We start from the raw sequence: 14,181 nt of genomic DNA on the forward strand, positions 1-14,181 counted from the left end.
TTGTATGATATGACACCGGCCCGTCTTACTGACAGATAAGACGGGCCGGTGCCGGTATAATTATATACTTGTATCCGTGTCAGGAAATAGCCGCTTTCATAGCCTTGACGTAGTCGCAGACCGGAGCAATACAGCCCGTGCCATACTGTGCGACAATGCGGACAATGGCGCTTCCCACGATGACTCCATCGGCGGAGGCGGCCATTTTCTTTGCCTGCTCCGGGGTGGAGATGCCGAATCCAATGGCGCAGGGAATGTCGCTTTCCTTCTTCACAAGGGAAACCATTTCCCCGATATCCGTGGTAATCTCTGTCCGAACCCCAGTCACGCCCATGGAGGAAACGCAGTAGACAAACCCTTCGGCCTCCCTGGCAATGGCCGCAATCCGCTCCTTCGAGGTGGGAGCAATCAGGGAAATGAGTTCGATATCGTACTGATGACAGTAGGGGAGCAGTTCCTGCTTTTCCTCAAACGGCATATCCGGCACAATCAGGGCGTCAACCCCACACTCCTTACATTTGGCAAGAAAACGCTCCGCCCCGTATACAAAGATGGGATTGATATAGGTCATAAAAGCCAGCGGAGTGTCCATCCTCTCCCGGATGCGTTTCACCATCTCAAATATCTTATCGGTGGTAGTGCCGGAAGCCAGCGCCCGCATGTCGGCCTCCTGAATCACAATTCCCTCCGCAATCGGGTCTGAAAATGGAATCCCGATTTCAATTAGGTCGGCTCCGGCTTCCGCCATGGCCGGTATCAGCCGTTCCGTTGTCTCCAGATTCGGGTCCCCGGCGGTCACAAACGGGATAAATGCTTTTCCATTCTGAAATACATCACTGACTCTACTCATAGATATTCACCCCCATATATCTGGCGATTGCCGCCACGTCTTTGTCTCCACGTCCTGATAAGTTAATCACGATAATGTCATCCTTGCTCATACCCGGCGCCACTTTTCTTGCGTAGGATACGGCATGGGCGCTCTCGATAGCCGGGATAATGCCCTCCATCCGGGAGAGATACTGGAAGGCATCCACCGCCTCGTCGTCCGTTACAGGCACGTAGGAAGCCCGGCCGGTATCGTGTAAGTTGGCGTGCTCCGGCCCGATGCCCGGGTAGTCAAGCCCGGCGGAGATGGAGTAAACCGGTGCAATCTGCCCGTACTCATCCTGACAGAAATAGGATTTCATGCCGTGGAAAATGCCGAGAGAGCCCTTGCAGATCGTGGCGGCGTGCTGCTCGGTTTCTACGCCCTTCCCTGCGGCCTCACAGCCTACCAGCGCCACGGACGGCTCGTTGATAAATTCATAAAAGGCCCCCATAGCATTGCTGCCGCCGCCCACACAGGCAATCACCATGCTGGGTAGTTTCCCCTCGGCTTTCAGAAGCTGCTCCCGGATTTCCCTTCCGATAATGCTCTGGAAATCCCGGACAATGGTGGGAAACGGGTGAGGACCCATAACGGAGCCAAGCACATAGTGGGTGTCCTCCACCCGGTTGGTCCATTCCCTCATGGTCTCATTGACGGCGTCCTTCAAGGTCTGGGTGCCGCTGGTGACCGGGTGGACTTTAGCGCCAAGCAGCTGCATGCGGAAGACGTTTAACGCCTGCCGGTCCGTATCCTCCTTGCCCATAAAGACTTCGCACTCCATGCCCAGCAGGGCCGCGGCGGTAGCGGTGGCCACACCGTGCTGGCCGGCGCCTGTCTCGGCAATCACGCGGGTCTTGCCCATTTTTTTGGCCAGAAGCACCTGTCCCAGGGCGTTGTTAATCTTGTGGGAGCCGGTGTGGTTTAAATCCTCCCGCTTTAAGTAGATTTTGGCTCCGCCCAAATCCTTTGTCATCTTCTCCGCATAATAGAGAAGGGAAGGGCGGCCGGTATAGTTTTTGTGAAGGTCATTGAGCTCGGCGATAAACTCCGGGTCTTTACTGTATTTGTTGTAGGCGGCTTCCAGCTCCTGAACCGCGCTCATTAAGGTTTCGGGGACGAACTGTCCGCCGTGCTGTCCGAATTTTCCAACTGACATAGTGATTTCTCCTTTTATTGATTCGATATGGTTTCGTTATGAAGGGTTTTAAAATAAAGTTTGAGTCGTATTCCGGTTGTAAGCCCGGATGGTCTCGACAACCCGCCTGATTTTGTCCGGGTCTTTCCGCCCGTCCGTCTCCACGCCGCTGCTGATATCCAGGCAGAAGGCCGGTGTCCGGGCGGCCTGGATGATGTTGTCGGGAGTCAGCCCGCCTGCCAGAAAGTAGGGCCGTTCCATAGGGGGAATGCAGGACCAGTCAAAGGTCTGACCGCTTCCGCCGTAGGCGTCTTTTGTGTAGGTGTCAAACAGCAGATAGTCGCTTGGGACTGAGAAGGCCCGGTGGATGTCATCAGTTGTCCGTACCCGGACGGCCCGAATCACGGGTGCCTTTGTTTTGGCCTTCAGCTCCAGTATCATCTGCTCCGGCTCATCCCCGTGAAGTTGAATCATGTCAATGATTCCGGCTTCCGCCAGAGAAAGAATCCTGTCGACAGATTCATTGACAAAGACACCGATGGCCTGGATACCGGGGGCCAGATGATCTTTCATAGCCGCCGCCTGGGAAGCCGTCACCTGGCGTTTGCCCGGAGCAAAGACGAAGCCGATATAATCCGGCCGAGCTTCATTGACGGCCTGGATGTCTTCCAGTGTGCGGAGACCGCAGATTTTTATGTTAACCATATCCGATATCCATACCCTTTCCAGTGTTTTATAAAGCCAATGAAATATTTAATTGAATCAAGTATTACATCAAATAACATCCCGAACGAAGCTTATCAAGCTCCAGTTTTTTATTCACCGAGCGCATCAGCGTCTCCCCGATGAGAACCGCGTTGACGCCCGCCTCATAGAGCACATGGATGTCTGCCGCCGTCCGGATACCGCTCTCCGCCACAAACAGAATTTCCGGCGGAACCAGGGAGCGCAGCTGGATGGAGTTGTTGAAATCCACCTCAAAGGTTTTCAGATTCCGGTTATTGATTCCGATAATCCGCGCGCCCGCCTCACGGGCCGATAAAACCTCCTCCTTGGTGTGTGCCTCGACCAGTGCACTGAGGCCAAGCCTGTCGCAGACATTTATATAAGAAGAAAGTGTTTCCGTATCTAGCAGAGAGCAGATTAACAGCACCGCGTCGGCGCCGATGACCTTCGCCTCATAAATCTGATACTCATCAACAGTAAAATCCTTACGGAGTAGGGGGATTTGTACCGTGTTTTTTATCTCCGTCAGGTATTGATTGCAGCCCATAAAGTAATCCGGCTCCGTCAGCACCGAGATGGCGGAAGCGCCTGCCATCTCGTAATCTCTGGCAATCTCCGTGTAGGGAAAGTTGGGGGCGATGACTCCTTTGGAGGGAGACGCCTTCTTCACCTCACAGATAAAAGCCATGTCAGGGCGATTGATGGCCTGCTCAAAGGGGAACTCTCTTTTCGGCAGAGCCAGAGCCTTTTCTTTCATTTCTTCCAGCGGACATCGTTTCTTTGCTTCCAGTACCCGCAGCCTTGCGGTATCTGCTATGGCGTCCAATATCATATCTTCACCTCGTATCATTTGCAGCGTTTAACAGGTTTTCGTGGCATTTACAAATTCATTCAGTTTCGCGTAGGCCATACCCGAGTCAATCAGCTCAGCCGCCCTTCGCACACAGTCTTTGATGGTGCAGTCATCAATGCCCAGATACAAACTCATGGCGGAATTCAAAATCACGATATCCCGCTTCGCCCCCTTCAGTTCTCCTGATAAAATGTCTCTGGTTATCTGCGCGTTCTCCTCCGGCGTCCCTCCGATGATATCGGACAGCTCATAGCGGGAAAGTCCCACCTCCTCAGGAGTGATATCATAAGCCTTTAATTTCCCAAACCGGATTTCACACACGTGTGTGGGCCCGGTCACCGTGGCCTCATCCAGTCCGTCCGCACCGCAGACCACCAGCCCGCGGGTAACGCCCAGATTGCTCAGCACTTTGGCCAGCGGCTCCACCAGCGATTTATCATACACGCCCAACAGCTGCATGGTAGCCCCCGCCGGGTTGGACAGCGGCCCCAGGATATTGAAGATGGTCCGTATGGCCAGTTCTTTTCTCACCGGCGCCGCATATTTCATGGAGGAGTGGTATGCCTGTGCAAACATGAAGCACATCCCCGTTTCCTCCAGCAGCTTCTCGGACTGCTCCGCCGTCAGCGCCAGATTCACGCCAAGCTGTTCCAGCACGTCGGCGGCCCCGCTCTTGCTGGACACGCTGCGGTTGCCGTGTTTGGCCACTGGGACACCGCCCGCGGCTACCACGAAAGCGCTTGTGGTGGAAATGTTGAAGGTACCCACCTCGTCGCCGCCGGTGCCCACAATATCAATCACATCGAAGGACGGTGTCAGTTTCAATGCCTTTTCCCGCATCACCGCCGCGCAGGCCGTGATTTCCTCGATGCTTTCTCCCTTCATCCGAAGCCCTGTCAGAAATGACGCCATCTGCGCCTGTGTGGCTTCCCCGTTCATAATTTCTCCCATTACCTGTTTTGCGGTATCAAAGTCAAGATTTTTCCGCTCCGTTACGTCGTGAATTGCCTGCTGTATCATAAGATTACCTCCAAAAAATTTTTCAATATTACCATACCGTCCGGCGTCATAATCGATTCCGGATGGAACTGAAGTCCATAGATAGGAAACTTTCGGTGCTGTACCGCCATGATTTCCCCCATATCGTCCTGAGCCGCAATCAGAAGCTCGTCGGGAAGGGTCTCCCTGGAAGCGATCAAGGAATGGTATCTCGCCGCCGGAATCTGATCCGGCAGTCCCGCAAACAGGGGACAGCCTGGGTTCAGGGAAATGATACTCTGCTTCCCGTGCATCAACTTTTTCGCGTGGACGATGGCGGCGCCAAACACTTCGCAGATGGCTTGATGCCCCAGGCAGACGCCCAGGATGGGGACGATACCCTTCATCTCCCGTATCACATCCTCGCATACTCCCGCGTTTTTCGGATAACCTGGTCCGGGAGAGAGAATCACGTGGCTGGGATGCAGCTCTTTGATTTCATCAACGGTCATCTCGTCATTCCGGATCACCCGGATATCCGGCGTCAGACTTCCGAAGAGCTGAACCAGATTGTAGGAAAAACTGTCATAATTATCAATCAGCAGTATCATCAGTCATTCACCTCCCTGGCTTTTAAGATGGCATTGATAACGGCTCCCGCCTTGTTGGCGGATTCTTCGTATTCCAATTCCGGAACACTGTCTGCCACAATGCCGCCTCCCGCCTGAACATACACCTTGTGGTTTCTCTTCACCGCCATGCGGATGGCGATGCAGGTATCCATGTTGCCGGTAAAGTCCAGATATCCCAGCGCCCCGCCGTAGATGCCCCGCGGCACCTGCTCCAGTTCGTCAATAATTTCACAAGCCCTGATTTTAGGCGCTCCCGACAGCGTTCCCGCCGGCAGCACGGCTTCGATGGCGGAGCAGCCGTCACAGTCCGGCCGGATATCACCCTCCACCTGGGAGCAGATGTGCATAATCCGGGAGTATTTGTGGATCATTTTGTATCCGGTGACTTCCACGGTGGAAAACTTTGAGATTCTTCCCAAATCGTTTCTTCCCAAATCCACCAGCATGTTGTGCTCTGCCAGCTCCTTCTCGTCGGCCAGCAGTTCGGCTTCCAGTCTGGTGTCCTCCTCCGGTGTGGCGCCTCTTGGTCTGGAACCGGCCACCGGGAAAGTAGTCAGCCGTCCCTGCTTCAGCCGTACCAGGGTCTCCGGCGAGGTGCTCATGATTTCGTCGTCGTCCAGCTTCATGTACACCATGTAGGGAGACGGATTGGTGGTCCGCAGCACCCGGTAGGCATTTAACAGGCTGCCCTCATAGGGACTGGAAAACTGTCGGGAGATAACCGCCTGGAAAATGTCTCCGTCCACGATATACTCCTTCGTCCTCTCCACCATCCGGCAGTAGTCTTCTTTTGAGACATTGCAAGTGAATTCCGGCTTGTCGGTGGTGACGGATTTGGCCAGCGGCGCATTACTCTGTATCAGCCGCGCGATGGATTCCAGCTCCCCGCAGGCCCTGCCGTACTGCTCCATCACGTTGTCAGTTTTCATGTTGACCACGATGGATATCTTTTGCTTCAAATGGTCGTAGGCGATGACCTTGTCAAACAGCATCAAATCATAATCGCTGCCGTCATCTTGTTTCAGTTTCAGCGTCGGCTCCGCGTACTGGATCATGGAGTAGGAAAAATATCCCACGAAGCCTCCGGTAAACGGCGGCAGTCCCTCGATGACCGGCGCCTTGTAATCTTTCAGGATATCCCGAAGGACATCCAGCGGCTTGCTGGTTTTGACGGAGCGCCTTGTATGCTCCTCCCCGGAGGAATCCTCCACGTCCACGGTGCCGTTCTTGCAGGTCAATCTCATAATCGGGTTAAATCCCAGGAAAGAATAGCGTCCCCAGGTCTCACCGCCCTCAATGCTTTCCAGCAGATAGAACCGGGTGCTCTTTTCCGCGATGCGGCGAAGAAGGGTGATTGGCGTCACCACATCCGCGTAAACTTCCCGGCAGAGTGGAATTCGTTTGTAATACTTTGCGAGTTTTGTAATTTCCTCACAGTCTGGTGTGATAATCATAGTGCGTTTCTCCTTTCCTGATGATATTTAAAATAATTGAAATAATAAAAAAAGACTTCTGCCCCTCGAAAGGGACAAAAGTCTTGAATTAACTTCTGCGGTACCACCCAAATTGGCGTAAACTACGCCCACTCAAAAATGCACTAACATGCATCTCCCCTTGGTAACGGATAGGAACCCCGTCGCCACCTACTCTCCATGAATACTGATAAATATGGATTTCAAAGCGCCCTCGCAAGTCCATTCGGATGAATTATTAAGACCTTCTTCCACCATATGAAGGCTCTCTGTGCAAAATAGAAACATCTTACTTACTCTTGCTCACCGGTTTGTTTGGTGATATTTAATTGTGCTTTAGTATATTACAGCGAAAAAGAAATGTCAACTAAATTTTGGAAAAAATTTTAAACCTTATGTAAAAGAAGTGTATAAATTCCTCAATTTTACAGATACTACTTCCAGAAACGGATAGTACAGTAAATGGAGGAATAATTTTATGAAAGCTACGGGAATCGTAAGAAGAATTGATGATTTGGGGAGGGTAGTAATACCAAAGGAGATTCGTAGAACACTTCGTCTGCGGGAGGGAACGCCACTGGAGATTTTCACGGACAGAGAGGGAGAAATCATTTTAAAGAAGTATTCTCCTATGGTGGAACTGACTGCATTTTCCGGTCAATATGCGGAAGCCATGGCCCAGTCGACCGGGATGATTGTATGTATTACGGACAGAGACCAGGTGATTGCCGTGTCCGGCGGCTCCAAGAAGGACATGATACAGAAGACTATCAGCAAGCAGCTGGAGCATATCATCGGAGAGCGCAACGTGGTGATGGCATCCAAGGATGACAAGGCGTTTATCTCCCTGACCTCCGATGAGATGGAGGGCATCACAGCCCAGGTGATTGCGCCAATTATCTGCGAGGGCGATGCCATCGGCTCAGTGGCCTTACTTAGCAGGGATGCCAAAGCAAAATTCGGAGATATGGAAATGAAGCTGGTCTTGACAGCCGCCGCCTTCCTGGGACGCCAGATGGAGGCATAAGACAAATAGACAGAGAAATGAAAAAAGAGGGGATTGCCTGTCACGCAATGCCCTCTTTTTCCAATGCCAGCATAATGCTGACGGTAAAGGTATGTTCCTCATGGCTGATTTTCATGTCGCCCTCGTATTTTTCCACCACGGTGGAGACGTTGGAGAGGCCGATGCCGCAGAAGGTTTCTCCGGTTTTGGTGCTCTCGTAGCGGGCGCCGCTCATGTGGTATTCTCCGTTGAAGGAGTTGGTGATGCTGATGACAAGAAATGCCTTGCGGAACAGGATTTCCACATTGATAAATTTGCGGATGGAGTCGTCGGTGATTCGCTCGCAGGCTTCCACCGCGTTGTCCAGAAGGTTCCCCAGGATGATGCACATGTCCACATTTTCGATGGGAAGGGTAGGCGGAATCATGATGTTGGTGGTGAAGGCGATGTGGGCTTCCTCCGCCTGGAGCTTGGTGCGGCTTAACATGATGTTGACCATCCGGTTCCCGCTGCTGACGGGGACCGTTAAATGGTTGGTGGAATCGTAGATTCCGTTGATATATTCCAGGGCCTGGCCGTACTGCTCCATCTGAAGCAGGGAGACAAGGCTGTGTAAGTGGCGTTTTAAATCGTGGCGCAGGGCCGTGATTTCCGTCTGGGCTTCCTCCACCTGTTTGTAGTAGTCGGTCTGCATGGACAGCAGCTGGTCGGCCATAATCCGCTTCTGGCGCACCTCGTTGATGATAAAGGTCTTGTCCACCAGGTAGAACAGAAAGAAGGTGGTGCACATGAGGATTCCGGCAATATCGGAATACAGAAGAAAGGTGTTGTCCCGCACGGAAAACAGGTGGATGGATATGAGCAGGATGCCAAAGGGATAGATGTAGCTGATAATGGCATACAGCGTCAGCTTGTTAGAGTCGTGCATCTTGCGGAACTGGACAAACAGCAGGGTGAACAGGAAAAATAAAATGCAGGCCAGCATCTGGGACGCGGCGCCCTGAACGAAATTGCTGGGCAGCGCCGGTATCTTCTGATGCACCAGTCCCATAATCAGGACGGAAGCTATCAGCTTGCAGGAATAGTTCAAAAACACGAACAGGCAGGCCACTAAAACCTTAATCTGATTGGAGTCCTGGTAGAACAGACAGGCAATCAGAAGCGAGAACAGACAGTAGAAAAACCAGGCGCTGAACAGCGGAAAATCCTGCACATAGGTCACCATCTGAAACAGAAAGTAGACCAGAAAGGCCCCCCGGATAAGATACCGCGGCAGCGCCTTGGGGTGCAGGAAGGTCTGGCAGAGCCAGAAGAATATCCAGGTCTCAGCCATAGACAAAAGCAGGCTGTTAATCAGGTGGTAGACGGACGGCATCATAGGTGGGCCTCCATATAGCTGAGAAATTCATGGCTGACATCCTTGCGCTTGTGCTTGCTCATAGGGATGACGTCCTGGTTGTCCATAGTAACCGATTCCTTGAAAATGTTTCGGACCCGGCTGATATTTACCAGGAAGCTCTTATGGATCCGGATAAAGCCGTGGGGCCTTAATTCCTCCTCCAGTGCGCTGATGGTTCCTGTAAAGGAGAAACGCCCCTCCTCAGCAACGACCTGAATGGTGCGGATATTGGATTCCAGGTAGTAAATATGCTCCGTCATCAGCTTGGTAGTGCCGGTTTTGGACGGAAAGGTGAAAAAGGAATTCCGCTGCTGAATCAGGTGGTCCAGCGTGTTGCGGACGGCATTCAGAAAATCCTCCTTCACCACCGGTTTTACCAGATAGCGGCAGGCGTTCACCAGATACCCATCCACCGCGTAGTCCACGGTGGCCGTCACAATCAGGATAGGAAGACTCTCATCCACTTTCCGAATCTCCTTGGCCACCTCAATGCCGTTCATCTCCTCCATCCGCATATCCAGTATCAGCAGGTCGTAAAATTGCTTCTTCTGATAGTCCTTAATCAAATCAATTCCGTTGCTATAAGTATAAATCTGAATGGGATAATGCTCCTGCAATTCAGACAAATATTCCGTGAGCTGTAATGTATCCTCTGCGCTGTCGTCGCAGCATACGATTCTGAACATGATAAATTCCCCCAATGATGTGTCTTAAAGTGTTCAAAAGCTACTGTACATTATAGTCTTGCACGGGTAAAAAAGCAAATGGATTTGACCGATTATGACACTGGATTTATCGATTTTGCAGGGCATATTGAATTTAGAAATTTAAGGAGTAAAATGAGTCTCGACAAGACAAAAGGAAAGACAAGGGGGAAGGTTTTATGCCTGAATCAAAGGGAGCCGCGTCAGGCGGCACAGGGATGAAAAAGACATTATCCATCTGGAACTTTTTTACCATCGGATTCGGCGCCATCATCGGTACCGGATGGGTGCTGCTGGTAGGTGACTGGATGGTAATCGGCGGCGGTCCTATCGCGGCTATGATTGCATTTTTAATCGGCGCTATTTTCCTGCTTCCAATCGGAGCGGTGTTCGGAGAGCTGACAGCAGCCATTCCCATATCGGGTGGCATCATTGAGTACGTAGACAGGACTTACGGCAACAACATGTCCTACATAACCGGCTGGTTTCTGGCTCTTGGAAACGGCATTCTGTGTCCGTGGGAAGCCATCGCCATCTCCACGCTGGTATCTGATATGTTCGGGGGTCTGTTCCCGATTTTAAGAGCCGTGAAGCTCTATACCATCATGGGAGCGGATGTGTATCTGTTTCCGACGGTGATTGCACTGGGGTTTGCATTTTACGTGATTTCGCTGAACTTCAGAGGAGCCAGCGCGGCGGCAAAGCTCCAGGCATTTCTGACCAAGGCGCTGCTTGCAGGCATGCTTTTAGCTATGGGCATCTCCTTTATCAAGGGCGGTCCATCCAACATTCTGCCGGCATTTTCAAAGGCCACTGGCCCAAGCTCCACCACCAGCGCAAACAATATGTTTGCCGGAATTATCTCCGTGCTGGTGATGACACCGTTCTTCTATGCCGGGTTTGACACGATTCCCCAGCAGGCGGAGGAAGCGGCGGAAGGACTTGACTGGAACAAGTTTGGCAAGGTTATCAGTATGGCGCTTTTGGCAGCCGGCGGTTTTTACATGATTTGTATCTATTCCTTCGGTACCATCATTCCTTGGACCGAATTTGTACAGAGTACGGTACCGGCACTGGCGTGTCTGAAAAATATCAATATGGTTCTGTATGTGGCCATGCTGATTATCGCTACATTAGGGCCTATGGGACCCATGAATTCCTTCTATGGGGCCACAAGCCGTATCATGCTGGCGATGGGGCGTAAAGGACAGCTTCCGTCCTCCTTCGCGGAGATTGATGGAAAGAGCGGTGCTCCGAAAATGGCAAATATGGTTCTGGCGGTGCTGACCGTAGTGGGACCGTTCCTGGGCAAAAATATGCTGGTTTCGCTGACCAACGTATCGGCGCTGGCCTTCATTTTCTCCTGCACCATGGTGAGCTTTGCCTGTCTGAAAATGAGAAAGACGGAGCCGGACCTGCCTCGTCCTTACAAGGTACCTGGCGGCAAGCTTGGCATCAGTATGGCGTGTCTGGCGGGAAGTATTATTATTGCACTGATGGTAGTACCCTTCAGCCCTGCGGCCTTAAAGCCGGTAGAGTGGGCGATTGTGGCCGGATGGCTGGTGATTGGTCTGATTTTAAAAGCGGTTTCTTCAAAGAAAAGCGCTTAAAATATATTTTTAAATTTCATAAAGGAGGATTCACATATGAACAAAGTTGCATTTCGCGGCGGTCTTTTGATTGACGGTACCGGCGCAGAGCCAGTAAAAAACAGTCTGGTGCTGGTAGAGGACGACAAGATTGTCTATGCAGGCGCTGACAAGGAAGTGACAGATTATGAGGTAAAAGACATCACAGGTAAGACCATTATGCCAGGTCTGATTGACTCCCATCTTCATTTCTCCGGTAACTTGACTGACGATGACAGTGACTGGGTACTGGAGGATGTGGTTCAGAAATCGGTTGTTGCCGTTCAGCAGGCTCATGAGTGTCTGGAGAATGGTCTGACCACTGTTGGTGAGATTGGGCGCAACGGTATCGCTATCCGTAACATGGTAGAGGCCGGCGTGATGAAAGGACCTCGTGTGGTAGCTACCGGACTTGGCTTCTGCCGCACCGCTGGACATGGCGATTCCCACAAACTGTTACGGGAGCATAACGACCTGGCTCATCCGTGGGCAGAGCGCGTTGACAGCCCATGGGATTTGAGAAAGGCAGTGAGAAGAAGACTGCGCGATAACCCTGACGCTATCAAAATCTGGTCAACAGGCGGCGGTATCTGGCGCTGGGACCAGAAGCTTGACCAGCATTATACACTGGAGGAAATCCAGGCAGTGGTTGACGAGTGCAACATGGTACATATTCCGGTATGGTCCCATGCGGAAGGCTACGGCGGAGCTCTTGATTCCGCAAAAGCCGGCGTTCATTTAATCATCCACGGACAGACCTTAAATGACGAGTGTCTGGACATTATGGCGGCTAAGGGCATCTACTTCTGTCCGACCATCCAGTTTCTGCATGAATGGTTCAAGACCTATGCTCCGCCATACATCCCGGAGGTACATGACCAGTATCCTGGTGAAACCGTGGCAGAGAAAGAGTTAAACCGTGTTTATGCAAACCTTAGAAAAGCAAAAGACAAAGGCATCGGCCTGACCATCGGTTCCGACTCCTTCTGCTCCAGCCTGACTCCTTATGGCACAACGGCTATCGGCGAGATGTACTCCTTCGTAGAGTGCGCAGGCATCAGCCCGATGGATACCATCATGGCAGCAACCAAGGTTGGCGCCGAGATGCTGAAGGTTGACGACGTGACAGGAACCCTGACCCCAGGTAAGAGCGCAGATCTGCTGGTTATCAACGGCAATCCGCTGGAGAATATCCGCGCCATCGCAGTTGACAACATGGATGTTATCATGAAAGAGGGTTATTTCGTAAGAAACAACTAAGGAATAAGGCGAATGAGCGCCTCAATGGGCCGTGATGCGGCTTTGAGGCGCTCATTCCTTTTTTGGCTGATGACTGGCATTCAGGCTATCTTTTTCTTTCGGATTCTGCTATGATGAAGAAAAAATGGAGGGCAGGTATATGCATACATTTGACGATTTGGTCCATATTATAGACGAGCTCCGTTCCGAGCATGGTTGTCCCTGGGATAAGGAGCAGACACACGAGAGCTTGAAGATTTGTCTGGCCAACGAAAGCCAGGAGGTTTATGACGCCATTGACAATCAGGACATGGAGAACCTCTGTGAGGAACTGGGAGATATCCTGCTCCAGGTGATGCTGCACAGCCAGATAGCCAAGGAAGAAGGGGCGTTTACCATCGACGATGTGGTGGATGGCGTGTGCCGGAAGATGATTCGCAGACACCCCCATGTATTCGGGGATGTGAAGGTGAATTCTGTCGAAGAAGGTCTGGCGCTGTGGAATGCAATAAAAAAGCAGGAAAAAGCCGAAAAACCTTGACAAAGCATGGAGAAACGGCTATAAATGATAGAGTATAGAAAATTTATAATGGAACAGAATGGTTGCCATTATAATCCATATTTAGGAGGAAGATGTCAATGAATAAGACAGAGTTAATCGCAGCAGTAGCTGAAAAGGCAGAAATTTCGAAAAAGGACGCTGAGAAGGCAGTTAAGGCATTCACAGAGGTTGTTTCTGATGAGTTAGTGAAAGGTGAGAAGATTCAGTTAGTTGGATTTGGTACATTCGAAGTATCTGAGAGACCAGCCAGAGAGGGTAGAAATCCTAAGACAGGCGAAGTTATGACAATCGCTGCTTCCAAAGCACCAAAGTTCAAAGCTGGTAAAGCATTAAAGGACATGGTAAACGAATAATTCATGAGATTGGACAAGTTTTTGAAGATATCACGACTCATTAAGCGCAGAACCGTTGCCAACGAAGCGTGTGACGCAGGCCGCGTTCTGGTCAATGACAAGCCGGCCAAGGCATCGCTGAACGTAAAGGTGGGTGACACCATTGAAATTCAGTTCGGGACAAGCTCTGTCAAGGTAGAAGTACTGGATGTGCAGGAGACCGTGAAGAAGGATGAGGCCAAAGAGCTTTATCGCTATCTGTAACATGAATAAATTGAGAAACCTCTTAATATACTTAAGCAGATGATTGTATAAGTATGTTAGGAGGTTTTTTTATGGATGAAAAAATAGGGACCCGCCCTCACAAGCTGGCGATTCAGAACCGCGCCGTGGGCAATATCACGGGAATTCAGGACGTGGTATCCTTTGATGAGAATCAGGTTGTTCTGGACACGGATATGGGCCTCCTGACCATCAAGGGCAAGGATATGCATGTGAGCCGTCTGACCCTGGAGAAGGGGGAGGTGGACGTGGAAGGGACCATCGATAGTCTGGTATATTCCTCCAATACCTCTTACAGAAAATCCGGTGAATCCGTCTTTACCCGGCTGTTTAAATAGAGGTGCGGAAGGAAGGTGACAGGC

At 51.3% G+C, this 14,181-nt stretch carries 16 protein-coding genes and 1 other annotated feature; of the genes, 7 read left to right on the top strand and 9 right to left on the bottom strand.

Annotated elements, in window-relative coordinates:
* Positions 1–79: 79 nt before the first annotated feature.
* The 7 genes from trpA to HMPREF9473_RS01665 form a co-directional block, all read right to left on the bottom strand.
* A complete protein-coding gene (gene trpA, locus HMPREF9473_RS01635; RefSeq protein WP_006778307.1) occupies positions 80–850 on the bottom strand; it encodes a tryptophan synthase subunit alpha in 771 nt (256 codons plus the stop codon).
* Positions 843–2,027 carry a tryptophan synthase subunit beta gene (trpB, locus tag HMPREF9473_RS01640; protein ID WP_006778308.1) on the bottom strand — a complete coding sequence of 395 codons (1,185 nt, stop codon included), beginning with the start codon at positions 2,025–2,027 and terminating at the stop codon, positions 843–845. The genes trpA and trpB overlap by 8 nt, the downstream gene beginning before the upstream one ends.
* A gap of 48 nt (positions 2,028–2,075) precedes the next feature.
* On the bottom strand, positions 2,076–2,711 hold the full coding sequence (locus HMPREF9473_RS01645; protein WP_006778309.1) for a phosphoribosylanthranilate isomerase: 636 nt from the start codon (positions 2,709–2,711) through the stop codon (positions 2,076–2,078).
* A 64-nt stretch (positions 2,712–2,775) separates the two neighbouring features.
* Positions 2,776–3,564 (bottom strand): indole-3-glycerol phosphate synthase TrpC, encoded by a 789-nt coding sequence (gene trpC, locus HMPREF9473_RS01650; protein WP_006778310.1) that lies wholly within the window; start codon positions 3,562–3,564, stop codon positions 2,776–2,778.
* Between the two features lie 27 nt (positions 3,565–3,591).
* Positions 3,592–4,605, bottom strand: coding sequence for an anthranilate phosphoribosyltransferase (trpD, locus tag HMPREF9473_RS01655; protein ID WP_006778311.1), 1,014 nt, complete (start codon positions 4,603–4,605; stop codon positions 3,592–3,594).
* Positions 4,602–5,174, bottom strand: a complete 573-nt coding sequence (locus HMPREF9473_RS01660; protein ID WP_006778312.1) for an anthranilate synthase component II — start codon at positions 5,172–5,174, stop codon at positions 4,602–4,604. The genes trpD and HMPREF9473_RS01660 overlap by 4 nt, the downstream gene beginning before the upstream one ends.
* On the bottom strand, positions 5,174–6,646 hold the full coding sequence (locus HMPREF9473_RS01665) for an anthranilate synthase component I family protein (RefSeq protein WP_080568843.1): 1,473 nt from the start codon (positions 6,644–6,646) through the stop codon (positions 5,174–5,176). Before HMPREF9473_RS01665 ends, HMPREF9473_RS01660 begins: the two co-directional genes overlap by 1 nt.
* A gap of 70 nt (positions 6,647–6,716) precedes the next feature.
* Positions 6,717–6,983 (bottom strand) — a binding site (T-box leader).
* A gap of 162 nt (positions 6,984–7,145) precedes the next feature.
* Here HMPREF9473_RS01665 and spoVT point away from each other — a divergent pair.
* Positions 7,146–7,694 carry a stage V sporulation protein T gene (gene spoVT, locus HMPREF9473_RS01670; RefSeq protein ID WP_006778314.1) on the top strand — a complete coding sequence of 183 codons (549 nt, stop codon included), beginning with the start codon at positions 7,146–7,148 and terminating at the stop codon, positions 7,692–7,694.
* A gap of 40 nt (positions 7,695–7,734) precedes the next feature.
* On the opposite strand, the gene HMPREF9473_RS01675 is transcribed toward spoVT, so the two are convergent.
* Complete coding sequence (locus HMPREF9473_RS01675; RefSeq protein WP_006778315.1) at positions 7,735–9,051, bottom strand: ATP-binding protein; 1,317 nt, start codon at positions 9,049–9,051, stop codon at positions 7,735–7,737.
* The gene (locus HMPREF9473_RS01680) at positions 9,048–9,758 is read right to left on the bottom strand and encodes a LytR/AlgR family response regulator transcription factor (RefSeq protein ID WP_006778316.1); all 711 of its coding nucleotides are present in this window, start codon (positions 9,756–9,758) and stop codon (positions 9,048–9,050) included. Before HMPREF9473_RS01680 ends, HMPREF9473_RS01675 begins: the two co-directional genes overlap by 4 nt.
* A 197-nt stretch (positions 9,759–9,955) precedes the next feature.
* Here HMPREF9473_RS01680 and HMPREF9473_RS01685 point away from each other — a divergent pair, with 197 nt between their 5' ends.
* The 6 genes from HMPREF9473_RS01685 (at position 9,956) to yabP (ending at position 14,157) form a co-directional block, all read left to right on the top strand.
* The gene (locus HMPREF9473_RS01685; protein WP_006778317.1) at positions 9,956–11,386 is read left to right on the top strand and encodes an APC family permease; all 1,431 of its coding nucleotides are present in this window, start codon (positions 9,956–9,958) and stop codon (positions 11,384–11,386) included.
* 36 nt (positions 11,387–11,422) lie between these two features.
* On the top strand, positions 11,423–12,664 hold the full coding sequence (locus HMPREF9473_RS01690; RefSeq protein WP_006778318.1) for a metal-dependent hydrolase family protein: 1,242 nt from the start codon (positions 11,423–11,425) through the stop codon (positions 12,662–12,664).
* Between the two features lie 139 nt (positions 12,665–12,803).
* A complete protein-coding gene (locus HMPREF9473_RS01695) occupies positions 12,804–13,184 on the top strand; it encodes a MazG family protein (RefSeq protein WP_006778319.1) in 381 nt (126 codons plus the stop codon).
* Positions 13,185–13,282: 98 nt separating this feature from the next.
* Positions 13,283–13,558 (top strand): HU family DNA-binding protein, encoded by a 276-nt coding sequence (locus HMPREF9473_RS01700; protein WP_006778320.1) that lies wholly within the window; start codon positions 13,283–13,285, stop codon positions 13,556–13,558.
* A 3-nt stretch (positions 13,559–13,561) separates the two neighbouring features.
* Complete coding sequence (locus HMPREF9473_RS01705; protein WP_006778321.1) at positions 13,562–13,801, top strand: RNA-binding S4 domain-containing protein; 240 nt, start codon at positions 13,562–13,564, stop codon at positions 13,799–13,801.
* 71 nt (positions 13,802–13,872) lie between these two features.
* Positions 13,873–14,157 carry a sporulation protein YabP gene (gene yabP, locus HMPREF9473_RS01710; protein ID WP_006778322.1) on the top strand — a complete coding sequence of 95 codons (285 nt, stop codon included), beginning with the start codon at positions 13,873–13,875 and terminating at the stop codon, positions 14,155–14,157.
* Positions 14,158–14,181: the final 24 nt, after the last annotated feature.

It is taken from the genome of Hungatella hathewayi WAL-18680, from assembly GCF_000235505.1.
Lineage (GTDB): Bacteria > Bacillota > Clostridia > Lachnospirales > Lachnospiraceae > Hungatella_A > Hungatella_A hathewayi_A.